Raw genomic sequence first — 14,594 nt, 5'->3', positions numbered from 1 at the left:
ACCGAATAGGGGAAAGGCATGTCGAGCGTAGCGGCCGAACGGATCAGGCGTTCAGTGTGCTCGCGCGACTTGAAGATTTCGCCGCCATAGGCGCGTTCGCCTTCAAATACCGAGCTGGCATAGTGAAGCCCGTGCGTCAGTACGTGAATTTTCGCGTCCTTCCACGGTTTGAGTTCGCCGTCGAACCAAATCCAGCCATCGCGCTGGTCCATGGGCACGCCTGCCATGATCCTCTCCAGAGTCTTTGTTTTTGCCGTTTGCTCGCGAAACGGACGTTCCTTTGATCATGCCCCAAGGGCCATGCCCTTGGCAAACCTGAATGTCTTTGGGATAAGACGGAACGCCTGCGCGATGGAGTGACAATGGCAGAGAGCCCAAAAAATGTCAACAAGGCTGACATAAATTCTGCGAAACCCGCAGAAGCCGGACTGCCGCTCGACATCATGGGCCTTTTCTTCTTTGCCTATCGGGATTTTACCGGCGATGCCGATGCCCTGCTCGAACGCCAGGGTTTTGGCCGCGCCCACCATCGCGTGCTTTATTTCGTCAATCTGCGCCCCGGCATGCCGGTCGCCGACCTTCTCGACATTTTGAAGATCACCAAGCAGAGCCTCGCCCGCGTGCTCCGCCAGTTGATCGACAATGGCTATATCGAGCAGAAGACCGGCCATTCCGACCGCCGCCAGCGCCTGCTTTTTGCGACGGATAAGGGGCGCGGCCTGTTCGCCACCCTTTCTGCCACGCAGGCCAGCCGCATCGATGAGGCCATCGCCGCCCTGCCGCCCGAAGGCGCGCGCATGGTCCGGCAGTTCCTCGTCGGCATGGTGGAGTCTTCCGATCACTCGGTTCTCGATCGGCTGAGCCTGACCGTCAATCTCTAGGTCCGCGACACCAGAAAATAGGCTTGTGCGACAATAACTTGTCCGGCACTCTGGAATCAGTTCGGCAGCCTTCGGGAGCGGCAGATTCTTAGTTTGGTTCAGTATCTGTCCGAAGCCCAGCGTCTGGAACAACAGGGCGAACTCGTCGAAGCCATCTGGTGCTACGAAACCATTCTGCGCGATCCATTGGTCGAGGACGACACGCCCACCCTGCAAGCTGCCGGCCTTGGTCTCGGCCTCCTGCTGATCGCCGAAGCGCGTCAAAGCGACGATCCGCGCCGCGTCGACCGCCTCGTCAATCGCGCCATCACCGCGCTTGCCGCAGCCAGTCAGTCAGACCCGAGCGAGTCGAAACTGGGCCTTGCGCTAGCCGAAGCCCACATCCTGCGCTTCCAGCTTTCCGGCCAGACGCAGGATCTCCTCGCCGCCAATATCCAGCTCGATAGATTGGCCGAGATAGAAGCGCCCCCGCTCGAAAAGATACGCTCGCTCCGCGCGCTTCTCACCGGTTCGCGCTAGGCTTCTAGCCCTGCCCCAGCTCCACGCTGCGCTTGCGTGCGGCATCAACCGCACGGTCCATCAGCGGCGTCAGCCCATCTTCGCCCATCAGCACATTCAGCGCCGCGGCCGTCGTACCATTGGGCGAGGTCACATTCTGCCTCAGCACGCTCGCCGGCGCCGCATCGGCCTCCAGCAGCGCTGCAGAGCCGATAACAGTTTGCCGCGCCAGCACCATGGCCACATGTTCGTCGAGCCCCTGCGCCACGCCAGCCGCAGCCAGCGCCTCCACAAGGTTGAACACATAGGCCGGGCCGGAGCCCGAAACCGCCGTCACCGCATCGAGATCGCGTTCATCATCGAACCAGACGACCAGCCCCGCAGCCGACAGCAAAGCCTCTGCCGCCGAGCGTCCATCCTGATCGACACCAGCTCCAGCAACGACACCCGTAACGCCCTTGCCGATCTGCGCCGGCGTATTGGGCATGCTGCGCACAACCAGATCGGTCCCCGTGCCCTTGGCCAATCGCGCCAGCGAAATGCCCGCCGCAATGGACACCACAAGCGTCTGCGGCCCGATCACCGGCACGAGGCTCGCCATCACCTCGTCGATCACCTGCGGCTTGACCGCCAGCACCAGCACATTGGGCAGGAGCCCAACGGCATGGTCATAAATCTTCAGATCATATTCGGCCGCAAAAGCCTTGGTCTCTTCGCTTGGCCGCGGCTCCACCAGCACCAGATTTGTCGGCGGCAAGCCCGCTTCCAGCCACCCCGTCGCCAGCGCCATGCCCATCTTGCCGGCACCCACCAGCATGACCGGCCCGATCGAGCGCAAATTCGCCATCACGCCTCTCCCACGGTTTCGAACATCACATGGCTCAGCGCGTCCGCCGCCGATTTGCCTGCCCAGACGACGAACTGGAAAGCCTGATAGTAGAGATCACAGCTATCGCTGGCCGAACGCAAGAGCGCTTCGCATTGCTGCGGCGACACATCGGCGCCGCCCGTCAGCAGGTGCGAATTGCGGAAGAGCACGACGCCTTCCTTGTTCCAGATGTCGAAGTGGCCGATCCAGAGCTGTTCGTTGATCATGCTGATCAACTGCCTGATTTCCGCGCGCCGCCCGTCGGGCACTTTGAGGTCGAAGGCGCAGGCCACATGGAGGCTTTCGAGATCCTCCATCCAGTTGAACGACACATGATAGTCGCTCCAGCCGCCGCGCACCGAAATCGAGATTTCGTCCGCGTCCTGGCGCTCAAAATTCCAGTCATTGATCGATGCGATATGCTCGACCAGGTCCACCGGATGGGACACGCGATCGGGCTCGTGGGCAATCAAGGACATTGGCCGTTTCCATGCTGGCTTGGCTACTGTCGAATGCACCAAGTGGGGCGCATCACGATGCGGACCCGCTCGCGCGCCTCCTCTGGCACTCGAATCGTCCACAATGGAAAAGGTACACTGCGTTACTGATTCAGGGAGTGCGGCTGATCCCGGAGAGGGCATTCTCTTGTGGATGACGGTAACGCATCGTTAACCACTGAAGGAACAAGGGCCCGGAGGAACGGTCGAGATTAAGCTCAGGCGGAGTCGAAAATGGCGGTTTTCGAGACCCGTATCAGATGAATATCGGCTGTTGCTAGCCCAGGCTCTCCGGCCCAGCCCATCCATGGCGGATCGACTCGCTCCAGCCCGGAAATCCATTGGCCTCCGCCAGCTTTGCCGCCGCCTCGGTGTCATAAGGCACGGCGATCAGCGCCGTCTGCCAGCCGCGCCGCCCTTTTTCGACGATGCCATAATGCGCATCGGGCGAGCCGCGCACCAATTGCATCCCGACCGAACCGGGATTGGCGATCAACCGCCCATCCGCCAGCCGCAGCGTCCGCGCAATATGGGTATGGCCGCAAAGAATGACGGCGCTCCCGATACCCTCGGCATGGCGCGCCACCTCCTCCTCGGAAGGCAGCGTCGTCGTGCGTCCATCATAGAAATTGTCGAGCCAGGGGACTTCGTCGTCATCGGGCGTCCCGTGACAAACGAAAACTTCGTCACCCACCCAGGCAGTCGCCGGCAGCGCCGCAAGCCAGGTCAATTGCTCGGGCGAAAGGCGCCCCCGCGCAAAGCGGTCCGCAGAACCAGAGCCGCGCAGTCCCAGATCAACCGTCCAGCGATCATGATTGCCCGATATGGCCACGGCATTGAGCCCCATCAGCCGCTCCGCCGCCCCCGCAGGGTCGATGGGGCCGCTGACATGGTCGCCGAGGCACACCACGGCGTCCACATGCTCGCCGGCGATATGCTCGAGCACGGCGTCCAGCGCCGGTGCATTGCCATGCACGTCTGAAATGACCGCGAGGCGCACGGTGTCAGGCGGTCTTTGCGGCCTTCAGCGAAGCCAGTTCCTTGCGCAGCGCGTCGATTTCTTCGCCCTGCACCTGCACCAACTCGCGCAGCGCGTCAAAATCCTCGCGCTTCACCAGCTCCATATCGGCCACGATGCGCTGGGCCTGCGACTTGGCGACGGTTTCCACTTCCCGGCGCACGCCATCGGCAACGCCAGCAGCCTCGTTCATGATCCGGCCAAGGCCATCAAAAATCTTGCTGCTCTGGTTCATGGCTTTTTCCAACTCTCGGGTTGCGCGTGTGGCCCCTATGTAAGCCAGCCCTGTCCGCTTGACCAGTGCGGTGAGAGGCCGCGGCAGACCGTCCCCTACTTCCCCGCCGCCGTGGCAGCATCGGCGATCAGCTTGATATATTGCGGATAGCCCCACTTCAGCGACAGCGCACTGGGCGGCGAAACCGAATTGATCAGCTCCGCCCCCACAACCCGCGCCACCGCGCCCTTGGCCACCTGCGGCGCCAGCGCAATCACCGAATTGCCGATGAACGCGGCATCGGTCTCCGGGGTCTCGAAATAGGTCACCAGCACGTCGCTGCTTAGCCGGTCGAGATTCTCAAAACTCAGGATGAAGTAGAGGTCTTGCCCCGCAGCCAGTTCCGCAACGCTCGGCGCCGAAGTCAGCCCTGCATTGACCAGAAACTGCACACGAGAATCGAGATCGCCATAGACATTGATCTCCCCATTCCACTCGGCAATGGCGGCAAAACTCGTGCCCTTGAGCTGGGGATACTTTGCCGTCTCATCGGCAATGAACTGCTCAAGCTCGGCCACTAGCGCCTCCGCCTCGGCCTTCTTGCCAATCGCCTCACCGGTTATGGTGATCGTATCCTGCCATGACGTGTCCCAAACCGTCTCCGGAAACGCCACCACCGGCGCGATCCCGCTCAAAACCGCATATTGCTCCTCCGTCAGCCCCGAATAGACCGCCAGGATCAGGTCTGGCTGCAATGCCGCAATAGCCTCGACCGGCGGCTCGCCGCCGGCGGGCAGAATGGCCGGAAACTCGGCCCCAAGCGCCGCCACCGCTTCCTTCGTCCAGCGCAGCGCCCCGTTCTCGTCCCCGCCATAGCTGAAATGCGGAATGCCCACCGGCACCTCACCCAGCGCAATGACCGCATCCTGCGTTGACCACCCCCAGGTCACGATCCGCTGCGGCTTCGCCGGAATGACCGTCTCGCCATAGGCGTGTTGCACGGTGACGGGAAAGGACTGCGCCTGTGCTGCAATGACCATGCCCAGGCTGACCACGGCCGACACGATGAGGGAACGGAGAGACATGGATCACCCTTTCAAAAGCCACCTCTCCATACAAAAGATGAATAATTTTGTCATGTATAAAATGACGCGATCAACTTGGCGCCGCAGCTCCCGCAACCCCAGCAATTCCACCCCGAACGCTCCGCTCCGCAGTAAAACGACCATCGCGTTGCGGATAAACAATGGCTGTAATACTGTTCTGTTGCTTGATTTGTTTTCACAAGGAAATTCAAGGGGGCAGAATGAAGAATAGATTTGCAGCGGCCTTGGCCGCTTCCTTTATAACCGTGGGCGCCGCACAAGGTGCCGACCTGACTTTCGTCGACCCTCCGCCATTGGTGATCGATGTGGCGGGTTTCGATTGGTCGGGCTTCTATGGCGGCGTGAGCGCCGGCTATATCGGCGGCGAGGCCAAGTCGGTCGGCGCGGTAACGGGCGTCACGACCAACGTGCCGGTCTCCGGCGGATTGATCGGCGGCACATTGGGCTTCAATGCCCAGTTTGATCGCATCGTGATCGGCCTCGAAGGCGACATTGCCTGGACCGGCGCAACCGGCTCCGCCACCTGCGCCGCAAACCCGATCTACACTTGCCACGGCCAACTCGATTGGCTGGGCACGGTCAAGGGCCGCGCCGGCTTCGCCGTCGACCGCGTGCTGTTCTTCGGCACCGCGGGTTTCGCCGTCGGCAACACCACAGCCAACGTCACTCCCGCCGCACCAGCCCAGACCAACACGTTTACGGGCACAATGGGTGGCTGGACCGTGGGCGCCGGCGTCGAAGCCTTCGTCACCGACGCCATCACCGTAAAAGCCGAATACAGCTATGTCAGCCTCGGCGGCCTGACGGCGCCCAACGGCACCCTGTCCAGCGCCCAGGCGTCCAACCTGAGTGCCACGACCCACATCGTCCGGCTCGGCGTCAACTACCACTTCTAGCGCAGTCACCCCGCCTACACCGGGATGGCACAAGTCTCAAATAGAGGCGTGAAAACACGCTTTCGGCGAAAAACGCCGGCACCTATTCCGAAGGCGGCCCCTGCTTTCGGAATACAACGATAAGGCGCCCTAGCGCGTCACCGCATCCCCAGCCTCGGAAACCCCGATCTTCTCCAGCACCCGGTCCATCGGCTCGAACCGCGTCCAAAACCGCGCCGGAATTTTAACGTCGGCCCCGAGCGAACCGCTCTCCTCGAACCAGGTCTGGGTGTAGCTGACATCGCTCATCTGCAGCCCGCCGTTGACGGTCCAGCTCTTGGCATAAAGCTCCGACAGTTCCGCCAGCGTCTCCGGCGCCACATCGGGCCGCGCCCGCGTCATGGCATCGACCCAGATTTGCGGATCAGCCGCAAAGTCACGCGCTGCCAGCGTCAACGCCTCCAGCACCGCATCGACATCGTCCGCGCGATCCTGCAGCACCTTGGCCGAGACGACATTGACCTTGGTCAGCACCGGCGCCGAGCGATAGAACTCTGCAGCATCTACCAGAATATCGAGGCCCGGCCGCTCCGGCATGGCCAGGAACACCCCGATCGACATGGTCGTGGCATCTACCCGCCCCTGCTGCAGCGCCTGCGCACGCACCGCCGGGTCTCCGAGCGGCAGATAGGTCATCTGTTCGATCTGCGTGCCGCGGCTCTGCAGCACCAGTCGCGATAGCGTATAATCGAGGCTGTTCTCCCGCCCGACGCCAAAAGTCCCGCCGCTGAGGCCTTCGAAGGTAACGCCCTCGCGCGCCGCGATGATGTAGGGAATGGCCTTGTCGGTCGAACCGACGGCAAGGAGGCTATTGTCGCCCCGCGCATAAAGCCCCAGCAGCGCCTCGACCGAGATATTGGCCATCTCCCCGCCGCCTGTCAGCACGGCCGTGATCGCCATCGGCGTCTGCGCCGCCGGCACCAGCTCGACCTCGACGCCCGCCCGCTCGAAATAGCCCTCGCTCAGCGCCAGATGCAGCACCGAATTGGGCACCAGCGGCACTTCGGTCGAGGTCACGATGATCCGAAACGGCTCCGCCACCACCGGGCCCACAGACAGCCCCACCACCATCAGGGCAACAGCAAACTGGGTAAATCTCATAAGAAAACTCCAATAAAATCAGGGTATCGAAAACCGCCGTTCGAGGCGCCGCAGCACCGCCGAAGTGGCGCTGCCGATGACCAGTGCCGTCAGCACGGTGACGAAATAGCGGGGCATGTTGAACGAGGCGCCATAGCCGACCAGCAGCCCGCCAAGCCCGGTCATCGCCGTATAGATTTCGGCGATGATACACGCCGTCAGCGCCTGCGCCGCGCCAAGCCGCAGCCCCGCGATAATCTGCGGCAGAACCTGCGGCCACACGACCCGAATTTGCGCCTGCAGCCGCGAGGCCCCGAGCCCCATGGCCGCCTCTTCATCGCTCTTGCCGACGCCCTCGAACGCCGCCTGCGCCGTCGTCGTGATGACGATGAAGGCGGCCAGCAGCACCACGACGATCTTGGCCAGTGGCCCGAGCCCCAGCAGCGCCACGAATAGCGGCATGAAGGCGATGATCGGAATATTGGCGAAGAAGTCTAGGATGACCTTCATCACACGCCCGAACAGCGGCACCCGCCCCATCAGCGCTGCCACGCTCCAGCCCAGCACCAGGGCCAGCCCGAGCCCGGAGTAATAAATCTGCACCGTGCTGCCGACAGCGACGAAATAGTCGCGCCGCGGGTCCTGCATCATCTTGAAGAGAGCATCGGCCGTCTCGCCGATGGAAGGGATAATGGCCTCTGGATATTGCCCCGCGAGCCACTCCCAGAACACCAGCAGCCCCACGATCAGGCCGAGCACGATCCAGGTTTCCGCGCGCACGCCCTTCAGCCAGGCGCCAGTCTCCTGCCAGGCTTCCACCAGCTCTCGCATACTGCCGCGCAGTCCGCCGCTCTCCCGCGCAGTGTCACGTTCGGTCTGGGAGCGTGTATCGTCGTTTGACAAAGCGAGCCATTTCTTGCCGCGAGGCGCGGACACTGTCTGTCGCCCCTCCCAGGCAACAAGAACATTCGCCCCGGGTGATAAGAGCGACGGGCGAACCTGTCAAATACGGGGGGGGGCCTAACCAGTCCGAACTTGGTTCAGGCAGTCAGTCTGGCTCATCATATGGTTCGGTCGTCATTGCCGGGCTTGTCCCGGCAATCCATCTCGCCTCCGCATGGACCACCGGGACAAGCCCGGTGGTGACGGAGCGAAAAACATCGGGTACCGCCTCGGCGCCCGTCGTCAGCCTTTCGGCACATAGCGCATGGCGACCGCGCCCGAGCCATATTCCAGCCGGTCCACCAGTTTCAGGTCCAGCGGCTTCGACAGACCCGAAAACAGCGTCCGCCCATGCCCCGCCAGGCGCGGATGCACCACAAATTCGTATTCGTCGATCAGCCCCAGCTCCGCCAGCGCCTGCGGCAGCATCACGCCGCCCGTCGCCAGCCCCTCGCCCGACTGTTCCCGCAGTGCCCTGACCGTCTTTTCGATATCGGCGACGCGCACAATTTCCGAGTTCCAGTCCACCGACTGCAGCGTGTCCGAAACCACATACTTCTTGGCCGAGTGCATCTTCTCGGCGAATGGCACCATCCAGTCCGCCACCCAATCCGGCCGCGGTCCACCCTCGGCCAAAGGCCGCCAGCCCGCTTCCATCAAGTGATAAGTGACGCGCCCGAAGATTAGCGCATCCGCCCGCGCAATAAACTCCGCCGCCCGACGATGAAGCTCTTCATCCGGGATCATCGCGTTGTGATCGACACACCCATCGAGGGTGACATTGATGGAGTATCGCAAGGGTCGCATAAGGTGAGCCTCTCACAGGCAGCCCAATTTTGGAAGGGCCCTCAGGCTGGACGAAACGAGCCGTTCACGCACTCGACAGGCGCCCGCTCTCAATTCAAGCTCTCGCCAAAGCTGCAACGGTGAATTGAACGGATGAAGCAAACGCCATTGGTGGCGCTGGCCATCGCCACAGTCGGATCCATTGGCGGAACACGGCTCTCCGCCATCGCAATCCCCTGGCTGGTCCTCTCGACCACCAACAGTCCCCTGCTGACCGGTCTCGCCGGCTTGGCCGAAATGCTGCCCTATGTCCTCGCCAAGGCATTGAGCGGCCCCTTCATCGATCGCCTCGGCGCGCGGCGCATTGCCATCTGGTGCGACTGGCTCTCTGCCGCCGCCGTCAGCATCATTCCCCTGCTCTATTTGGCCGGCATGCTGTCAGTCTGGCTGCTTCTCCCCGCAGTCGCGGTGCTGGGTATTCTGCGAGCGCCCTCCGACGCTGCCAAGCAGGCGCTGGTTCCGGAAGTCGCTGAAACCGGCAAACTATCTCTGGAGCGCGTCACCGGCATCCTCGGCACCAGCAATCGCCTCGCCGGAACCCTCGGCGCCGCTGGCGCCGGCGTATTGATCGCCTCGCTTGGCGCTGGCCCAGCGTTGTTTGCCAACGCCGCAGCCTTTGTCATCTCGGCCCTGGCCCTGGTCTTTGGCCTGCGAACTGTCAGCACCCCAACCACCGAGAGCGGCGGCCCCATCTTTGGAAACTATCGCGCCCAAATGGCCGAAGGCTGGGCAGCCTTCAGCCGCGACCCAATCCTCGTCGCGCTCGTCGCCATGCTCGCCTTCACCGGTCTCTTCGATCAGGCCTATGCCACGGTTCTGCTTCCTGTCTGGGTTCGCTCCGCCGGCCTCGACGCCTCTTGGGTCGGCATCCTGCTTGCCGTTTTTTCGGGCGCGGCCATTGCCGGGGCGGCCCTCGGCGCAATTTTCGCCGAACGGCTCCCGAGGCTCGCAATGTATATCATTGGCTTCATCTTCGCCGGCCCGGTCCCGATGGCGACGCTCGCCTTCAGTTCCGCGCTCTGGCTGATTGTCCCGGTCCTTTTGGCCAGCGGCCTCGCCGCGGGCTTCCTCAACCCGATCATCGGCGCCCTGCTTTTCGAGCGCATCCCCAAGCCCGTCGTGGGTCGCGTTATCGCGCTCGTCGGCTCCCTGACCTGGGTGCTCATTCCCTTCGGCGGCATCTATGCGGGCCTATTGACCGATGCCACCGGCATCCTGACGGCTCTGGCCGTGACTGCGGCACTCTACTGCATCGCCGCCCTGTCACCGGCCATCATTCCCGCCTTTCGGACAATCGGCAGCCGCCCGCGCGTACGGCCCGCAAACTGACCAGTCATCATGGGTAGACATCGCGAGTAGATCGGCGAAAGTGATGGCTAGCACCTATCCCGTTCGAGCTTTCGCCGTTACGCTTTGAACCTGGACTTCCAATGCATCCAAGGAGTTACAAATGCGAACAATTACAAAATCGGTCGTACTTGCACTTCTGCTGGCCGGGTCGGTTCTGACGCCCGCAATGGCTCAAAATACGCGCGCCGAAACGGTCAAGTTCCAGCGCGGCACCTCCGGCACCACCATCGAAGGCAAAATTACCGGCGATCAAAGCGTGCGCTACAGCATCGGTGTTTCCGCCGGGCAAACCATGGATGTCCAGCTCGACACCGACAATACCAGCAGCTACTTCAACATCACCGGCCCAGGCGCGAGCGAGGCTTTGTACAACGGCTCCGTCTCGGGCAACGCCACCTCTTTCGTCGTGCCATCGAGCGGCAATTACATCGTCGACGTCTACCTGATGCGCAACGCCGCCCGCCGTGGCGAAACCGCGAACTACGACCTGACCCTCTATGTCGAAAACGCCGCGCGACAGTCCGCTCCCCAGGCACCGGCACCAAGACCCCAGCCCTCCTCGTCGAGTGCGGCTCCCTCTCAGCTCGACACCAGCCAGATGCCGCGCTTCTGCGCTGGCGAAGCATCGGCCGACTATGGCGTCCGGCCACAGGACATCACGGTCAACATGGCCTTCCAGTCGGGCAATCGCTACGTCACCCAGGGCAATTTCGATCGCGACGGCGAAACCACATTCTTCAATTGCTGGTTTGGCCTCGATGGCAGCTTCCAGTCGCTGAACTGAGCGCCGCGTGGCGGGCATACCGAAGGGGCGCGTGTTCACACCAATGAACCGCGCCCCACACGCCCAATTGTAAAACTCTCCCCTTGCGACCCACCCCGCCATGAGGCTACGGCTGGCAAAACCCTGAGAGACCGCCGCACTAAAGTTTCGACGCGGGCTCTGAACTGGCCGAGCCGGCAAAAGGACAAGCCTTGCCCTTCCCCAATATCGACCCAATCGCTTTTGCCATCGGCCCTATCGCCATTCGCTGGTACGCCCTCGCCTATCTTTTCGGCGTGCTGCTCGGCGCCGGTTATGGCTACCTGCTGTTGCGCAATGAGCGCCTCTGGCACAAGGGCGCCCCACCATTTCCTGCCAAGGACATCTGGGACTTTGCCTTCTGGACCATGCTCGCCATCGTCATCGGCGGCCGCGCCGGCTATGTGCTGTTCTACAACCTGCCCTATTATCTCGCGAACCCGCTTGAGATCCTCAACACCCTTGATGGCGGCATGTCCTATCATGGCGGCATGCTCGGCCTGATGCTCGCCGGCATTCTCTTCACCCGCTCCAAGGGCGGCAACTGGCTCTCCGCCCTCGACTTGCTCGGCGCCGTCGCCACCATCGGCATTTTCCTCGGCCGCATCGCCAATTTCATCAATGCCGAACTCTATGGCGCGCCCACCACGCTGCCCTGGGGCGTCGTCTTCCCCACCGATCCCCTGCAGGTCGCCCGCCACCCGAGCCAGCTCTATGAAGCCGCGCTCGAAGGCCTCCTCCTCTTCCTCATCATCCGCCTTGCCACCCACGTCTTTTACGCCCTGCGCAAACCGGGCCTCGTCGCCGGCATTTTCGCCATCGGCTACGCCCTCTCGCGCATCCTCGTCGAATTCGTTCGCCTGCCCGATCAGCAGCTCGGCTACCTCTATGGCGGCTGGCTCACCATGGGTCAGGTCCTCAGTCTTCCCATCCTTTTCGGCGGTCTGGTCCTCGTCATCTACGCGACGACGCGCCCTGTTAACCCATTGCGCCCCTAGGAGACGCTCAACGTGAACAGTCCGCTAACCCTGGCGCAGCAGATCGACCTCCAGATCACCGCCAATGGTCCCATGTCCGTGGCGACCTATATGGGCCTCTGTCTGACGCATCCCACCAAGGGCTACTACAAGGGCACCGACCCCCTCGGCGCCAAGGGCGACTTCATCACCGCGCCCGAAATTTCCCAGATGTTTGGGGAGCTTATCGGTTTTCACCTCGTCAGCGTCTGGCAGCAGATGGACGAGCCCAAGAGCTTCAATCTCGTCGAACTCGGACCCGGTCGCGGCACCCTCATGGCCGACATCCTCCGCGTCGCCTGCCGCGCCCCCGGTTTCCGTGATGGCCTCAAGCTAAAACTCTTCGAAACGAACCCGGCCTTGACGGTCGAACAGCGGAATCGCCTCGAAAGCTACGAGCCGCAATGGCTTGAAAACTTTGAGAAATTCGACGACGGCCCGATCCTCGTCGTCGCCAACGAGTTCTTCGACGCCCTCCCCATCCGCCAGTTCATCCGCAAGCCAGACGGCTGGCACGAACGCCTCGTCGGCCTCATCGATGGCAAGCGCGCCTTCGGCCTCTCCCCCACGCCGATCCCCAACGAAACCATGCCCACCGCCGTCGCCAATGCCGAGCCCGACAGCATGTTCGAAGTCTGCTTTGCCGGCGGCGAAGTCATGTCGCGCCTCGCAAAAATGGTGGCGAAACAAGGCGGTAGCATCCTCGCCATCGACTACGGCTACGCCCGCACCCAGACAGGCGACACTCTGCAAGGCGTCAGGAACCACGCCTTTGCCGACGTGCTCGAAGAGCCCGGCGAAACTGACCTCTCCGCCCATGTCGATTTCGGCGCCCTCGCTGCGGTGACTCAAGAAGTTGGCCTCGCCGCCCAACCCCTTGCCACCCAAGGCGAATACCTAACCCGCCTCGGCATTGCCGAACGCGCCAATGCCCTGTCCGGCGCCAATCCCGGCTCCGCCGCCGACATCCGCACCGCTAGGGATCGCCTCGTCGGCAAAGATCAGATGGGCGACCTCTTCAAGGTCTTCTGCGCCCATTCCCCCGGCCTTAATCCCCCAGGGTTCTCCGCATGATAGACTTCGCCACCGTCCAGTCGCTGACCGACAGCGACGTCGTTCGCCACGGCTTCTTCGGCCGCCACGGCGGCGTTTCCACAGGCGATTTCGCCGGCCTCAACGTCTCCCACTCGGTTGGCGACAACCCGGACGCCGTCGAAGAAAACCGCGCCCTCATCGCCAAAACCCTGGGCGGCGCGCCGCTTGTGACCCTGAAACAGGTCCACTCCAACCGCGTCGTCACCGTCGAAGCCGGCGCCATCCCCGAACGCACCGTCGAGGCTGACGCGATCGTGACGCGCCGCGCCGACGTGATCATCGGCGTCCTCACCGCTGACTGTTCCCCCCTGCTTTTCCTCGACCGCCACGCTGGCATCGTCGGCGCCGCCCACGCGGGCTGGCGCGGTGCTGTAGATGGCATTTTGGAAAACACCGTCGCCGCCATGGAAGCCTTAGGCGCCCAGCGCCGCCGCATCCAGCTCGCCATCGGCCCCACCATCAGCCAAAAAAATTACGAAGTCGGTGAACAGTTTAAGGCCGACGCCTTGAATCAAAATGCGAACACCGAACCCGCCTTCCTGACCCCACCCGGCGGCAAACCCCACTTCGATCTGCCCGGCTACCTCACCATCCAGGCCCACGCCCTGGGTCTCGCCGAAATCACCGACACCGCCCTCTGCACCTATGCCGATCCCACCCGTTTCTTCTCTCACCGCTACGCCACGCATCAGCAAACTCGAACCGGCCGACAGATCGCCGTTATCGGCTTGGTTTAGCCTTAAATTTACGCATGAGACCAATGGGGCGTTGCAGTCATAAAAATGACTCGATAAAGCTGCCCGCGAAACTGGAAGGTCCCTCCTCCCCGGGGACTGGTTGAGACAGGATCGCCCTCATGAAACTGGTGACTGGCAACTCCAATCGTGCCCTCGCCCAAGCCGTCGCCAGCTATCTTGAGCTTCCCCTGACAGATTGCACGGTCAAACGCTTCGCCGACAAAGAGGTCTTTGTCGAAATCCACGAAAACGTCCGCGGCGAAGACGTCTTCATGCTGCAGTCGACCAGCTATCCCGCCAATGACAACCTGATGGAACTGCTGATCCTCACCGACGCCCTGCGCCGGTCCTCGGCACGCCGCATCACCGCCGTCCTGCCCTATTTCGGCTATGCCCGTCAGGATCGCCGCGCCGCCGGCCGCACCCCGATTTCGGCCAAGCTGGTGTCCAACCTGATCGCCGAAGCCGGTGTCAACCGCGTCATCACGCTCGATCTGCACGCCGCGCAGATCCAGGGCTTCTTCGATATTCCGACCGACAATCTCTATGCCGCGCCGATCATCACGCGCGACATCCTCGACAATTATAAGCTCGACAACACCATGATCGTGTCGCCCGACGTCGGCGGCGTGGCCCGCGCCCGCGCCGTGGCCCAGCGCCTCGGCACCGATCTCGCCATCGTCGACAAGCGCCGCCCCAAGGCCGGCGT

Annotated in this window: 17 protein-coding genes and 1 pseudogene; 9 read left to right on the top strand and 9 right to left on the bottom strand. The window is 62.6% G+C overall.

Annotation, left to right across the window (positions count from 1 at the left end; all coding sequences use genetic code 11):
- Positions 1-227, bottom strand: a pseudogene (locus tag ABW043_RS06140) (branched-chain amino acid aminotransferase); the annotation flags it as partial.
- Between the two features lie 135 nt (positions 228-362).
- On the opposite strand from ABW043_RS06140, the gene ABW043_RS06135 reads away from it, so the two are divergent.
- Positions 363-881 carry a MarR family winged helix-turn-helix transcriptional regulator gene (locus tag ABW043_RS06135; RefSeq protein WP_502908603.1) on the top strand — a complete coding sequence of 173 codons (519 nt, stop codon included), beginning with the start codon at positions 363-365 and terminating at the stop codon, positions 879-881.
- A gap of 93 nt (positions 882-974) precedes the next feature.
- On the top strand, positions 975-1,400 hold the full coding sequence (locus ABW043_RS06130) for a hypothetical protein (RefSeq protein WP_353920342.1): 426 nt from the start codon (positions 975-977) through the stop codon (positions 1,398-1,400).
- Positions 1,401-1,404: 4 nt separating this feature from the next.
- Here the strand turns inward: ABW043_RS06130 and proC are convergent, their stop codons facing one another.
- The 5 genes from proC to ABW043_RS06105 form a co-directional block, all read right to left on the bottom strand.
- Positions 1,405-2,226, bottom strand: a complete 822-nt coding sequence (proC, locus tag ABW043_RS06125; protein ID WP_353920341.1) for a pyrroline-5-carboxylate reductase — start codon at positions 2,224-2,226, stop codon at positions 1,405-1,407.
- Complete coding sequence (locus tag ABW043_RS06120) at positions 2,226-2,726, bottom strand: type III secretion system chaperone family protein (RefSeq protein WP_295412566.1); 501 nt, start codon at positions 2,724-2,726, stop codon at positions 2,226-2,228. Before ABW043_RS06120 ends, proC begins: the two co-directional genes overlap by 1 nt.
- Before the next feature lie 295 nt (positions 2,727-3,021).
- The gene (locus ABW043_RS06115) at positions 3,022-3,744 is read right to left on the bottom strand and encodes a metallophosphoesterase family protein (protein ID WP_353920340.1); all 723 of its coding nucleotides are present in this window, start codon (positions 3,742-3,744) and stop codon (positions 3,022-3,024) included.
- Between the two features lie 4 nt (positions 3,745-3,748).
- Positions 3,749-3,997, bottom strand: a complete 249-nt coding sequence (locus ABW043_RS06110) for an accessory factor UbiK family protein (RefSeq protein WP_353920339.1) — start codon at positions 3,995-3,997, stop codon at positions 3,749-3,751.
- A 95-nt stretch (positions 3,998-4,092) separates the two neighbouring features.
- Positions 4,093-5,061, bottom strand: a complete 969-nt coding sequence (locus ABW043_RS06105) for an ABC transporter substrate-binding protein (RefSeq protein ID WP_353920338.1) — start codon at positions 5,059-5,061, stop codon at positions 4,093-4,095.
- A 221-nt stretch (positions 5,062-5,282) separates the two neighbouring features.
- On the opposite strand from ABW043_RS06105, the gene ABW043_RS06100 reads away from it, so the two are divergent.
- Complete coding sequence (locus tag ABW043_RS06100) at positions 5,283-5,978, top strand: outer membrane protein (protein WP_353920337.1); 696 nt, start codon at positions 5,283-5,285, stop codon at positions 5,976-5,978.
- 129 nt (positions 5,979-6,107) lie between these two features.
- Here the strand turns inward: ABW043_RS06100 and ABW043_RS06095 are convergent, their stop codons facing one another.
- From ABW043_RS06095 to ABW043_RS06085, 3 genes are all read right to left on the bottom strand, one after another.
- Positions 6,108-7,118: an ABC transporter substrate-binding protein gene (locus ABW043_RS06095; RefSeq protein WP_353920336.1), complete on the bottom strand. Its 1,011-nt coding sequence runs from the start codon at positions 7,116-7,118 to the stop codon at positions 6,108-6,110.
- Positions 7,119-7,136: 18 nt separating this feature from the next.
- Positions 7,137-8,033, bottom strand: a complete 897-nt coding sequence (locus ABW043_RS06090) for an ABC transporter permease (protein ID WP_353920335.1) — start codon at positions 8,031-8,033, stop codon at positions 7,137-7,139.
- A 249-nt stretch (positions 8,034-8,282) separates the two neighbouring features.
- A complete protein-coding gene (locus tag ABW043_RS06085; protein WP_353920334.1) occupies positions 8,283-8,846 on the bottom strand; it encodes a dihydrofolate reductase family protein in 564 nt (187 codons plus the stop codon).
- A 132-nt stretch (positions 8,847-8,978) separates the two neighbouring features.
- Between ABW043_RS06085 and ABW043_RS06080 the strand changes: the two genes are divergently transcribed.
- From ABW043_RS06080 to ABW043_RS06055, 6 genes are all read left to right on the top strand, one after another.
- Positions 8,979-10,214: an MFS transporter gene (locus ABW043_RS06080; protein WP_353920333.1), complete on the top strand. Its 1,236-nt coding sequence runs from the start codon at positions 8,979-8,981 to the stop codon at positions 10,212-10,214.
- Between the two features lie 121 nt (positions 10,215-10,335).
- A complete protein-coding gene (locus tag ABW043_RS06075; RefSeq protein ID WP_353920332.1) occupies positions 10,336-11,019 on the top strand; it encodes a hypothetical protein in 684 nt (227 codons plus the stop codon).
- Between the two features lie 191 nt (positions 11,020-11,210).
- On the top strand, positions 11,211-12,035 hold the full coding sequence (gene lgt, locus ABW043_RS06070; RefSeq protein ID WP_353920331.1) for a prolipoprotein diacylglyceryl transferase: 825 nt from the start codon (positions 11,211-11,213) through the stop codon (positions 12,033-12,035).
- 12 nt (positions 12,036-12,047) lie between these two features.
- The gene (locus ABW043_RS06065) at positions 12,048-13,127 is read left to right on the top strand and encodes a class I SAM-dependent methyltransferase (protein WP_353920330.1); all 1,080 of its coding nucleotides are present in this window, start codon (positions 12,048-12,050) and stop codon (positions 13,125-13,127) included.
- The gene (gene pgeF, locus ABW043_RS06060) at positions 13,124-13,885 is read left to right on the top strand and encodes a peptidoglycan editing factor PgeF (protein ID WP_353920329.1); all 762 of its coding nucleotides are present in this window, start codon (positions 13,124-13,126) and stop codon (positions 13,883-13,885) included. The genes ABW043_RS06065 and pgeF overlap by 4 nt, the downstream gene beginning before the upstream one ends.
- A 119-nt stretch (positions 13,886-14,004) precedes the next feature.
- Positions 14,005-14,594 (top strand): ribose-phosphate diphosphokinase (locus tag ABW043_RS06055; protein WP_353920328.1); only part of this gene is annotated, 590 nt, incomplete at its 3' end.

This window comes from Devosia sp. (genome assembly GCF_040509215.1).
Taxonomy (GTDB): Bacteria; Pseudomonadota; Alphaproteobacteria; order Rhizobiales; family Devosiaceae; genus Devosia.
This window is presented reverse-complemented; position numbering and strand designations above follow the sequence as displayed.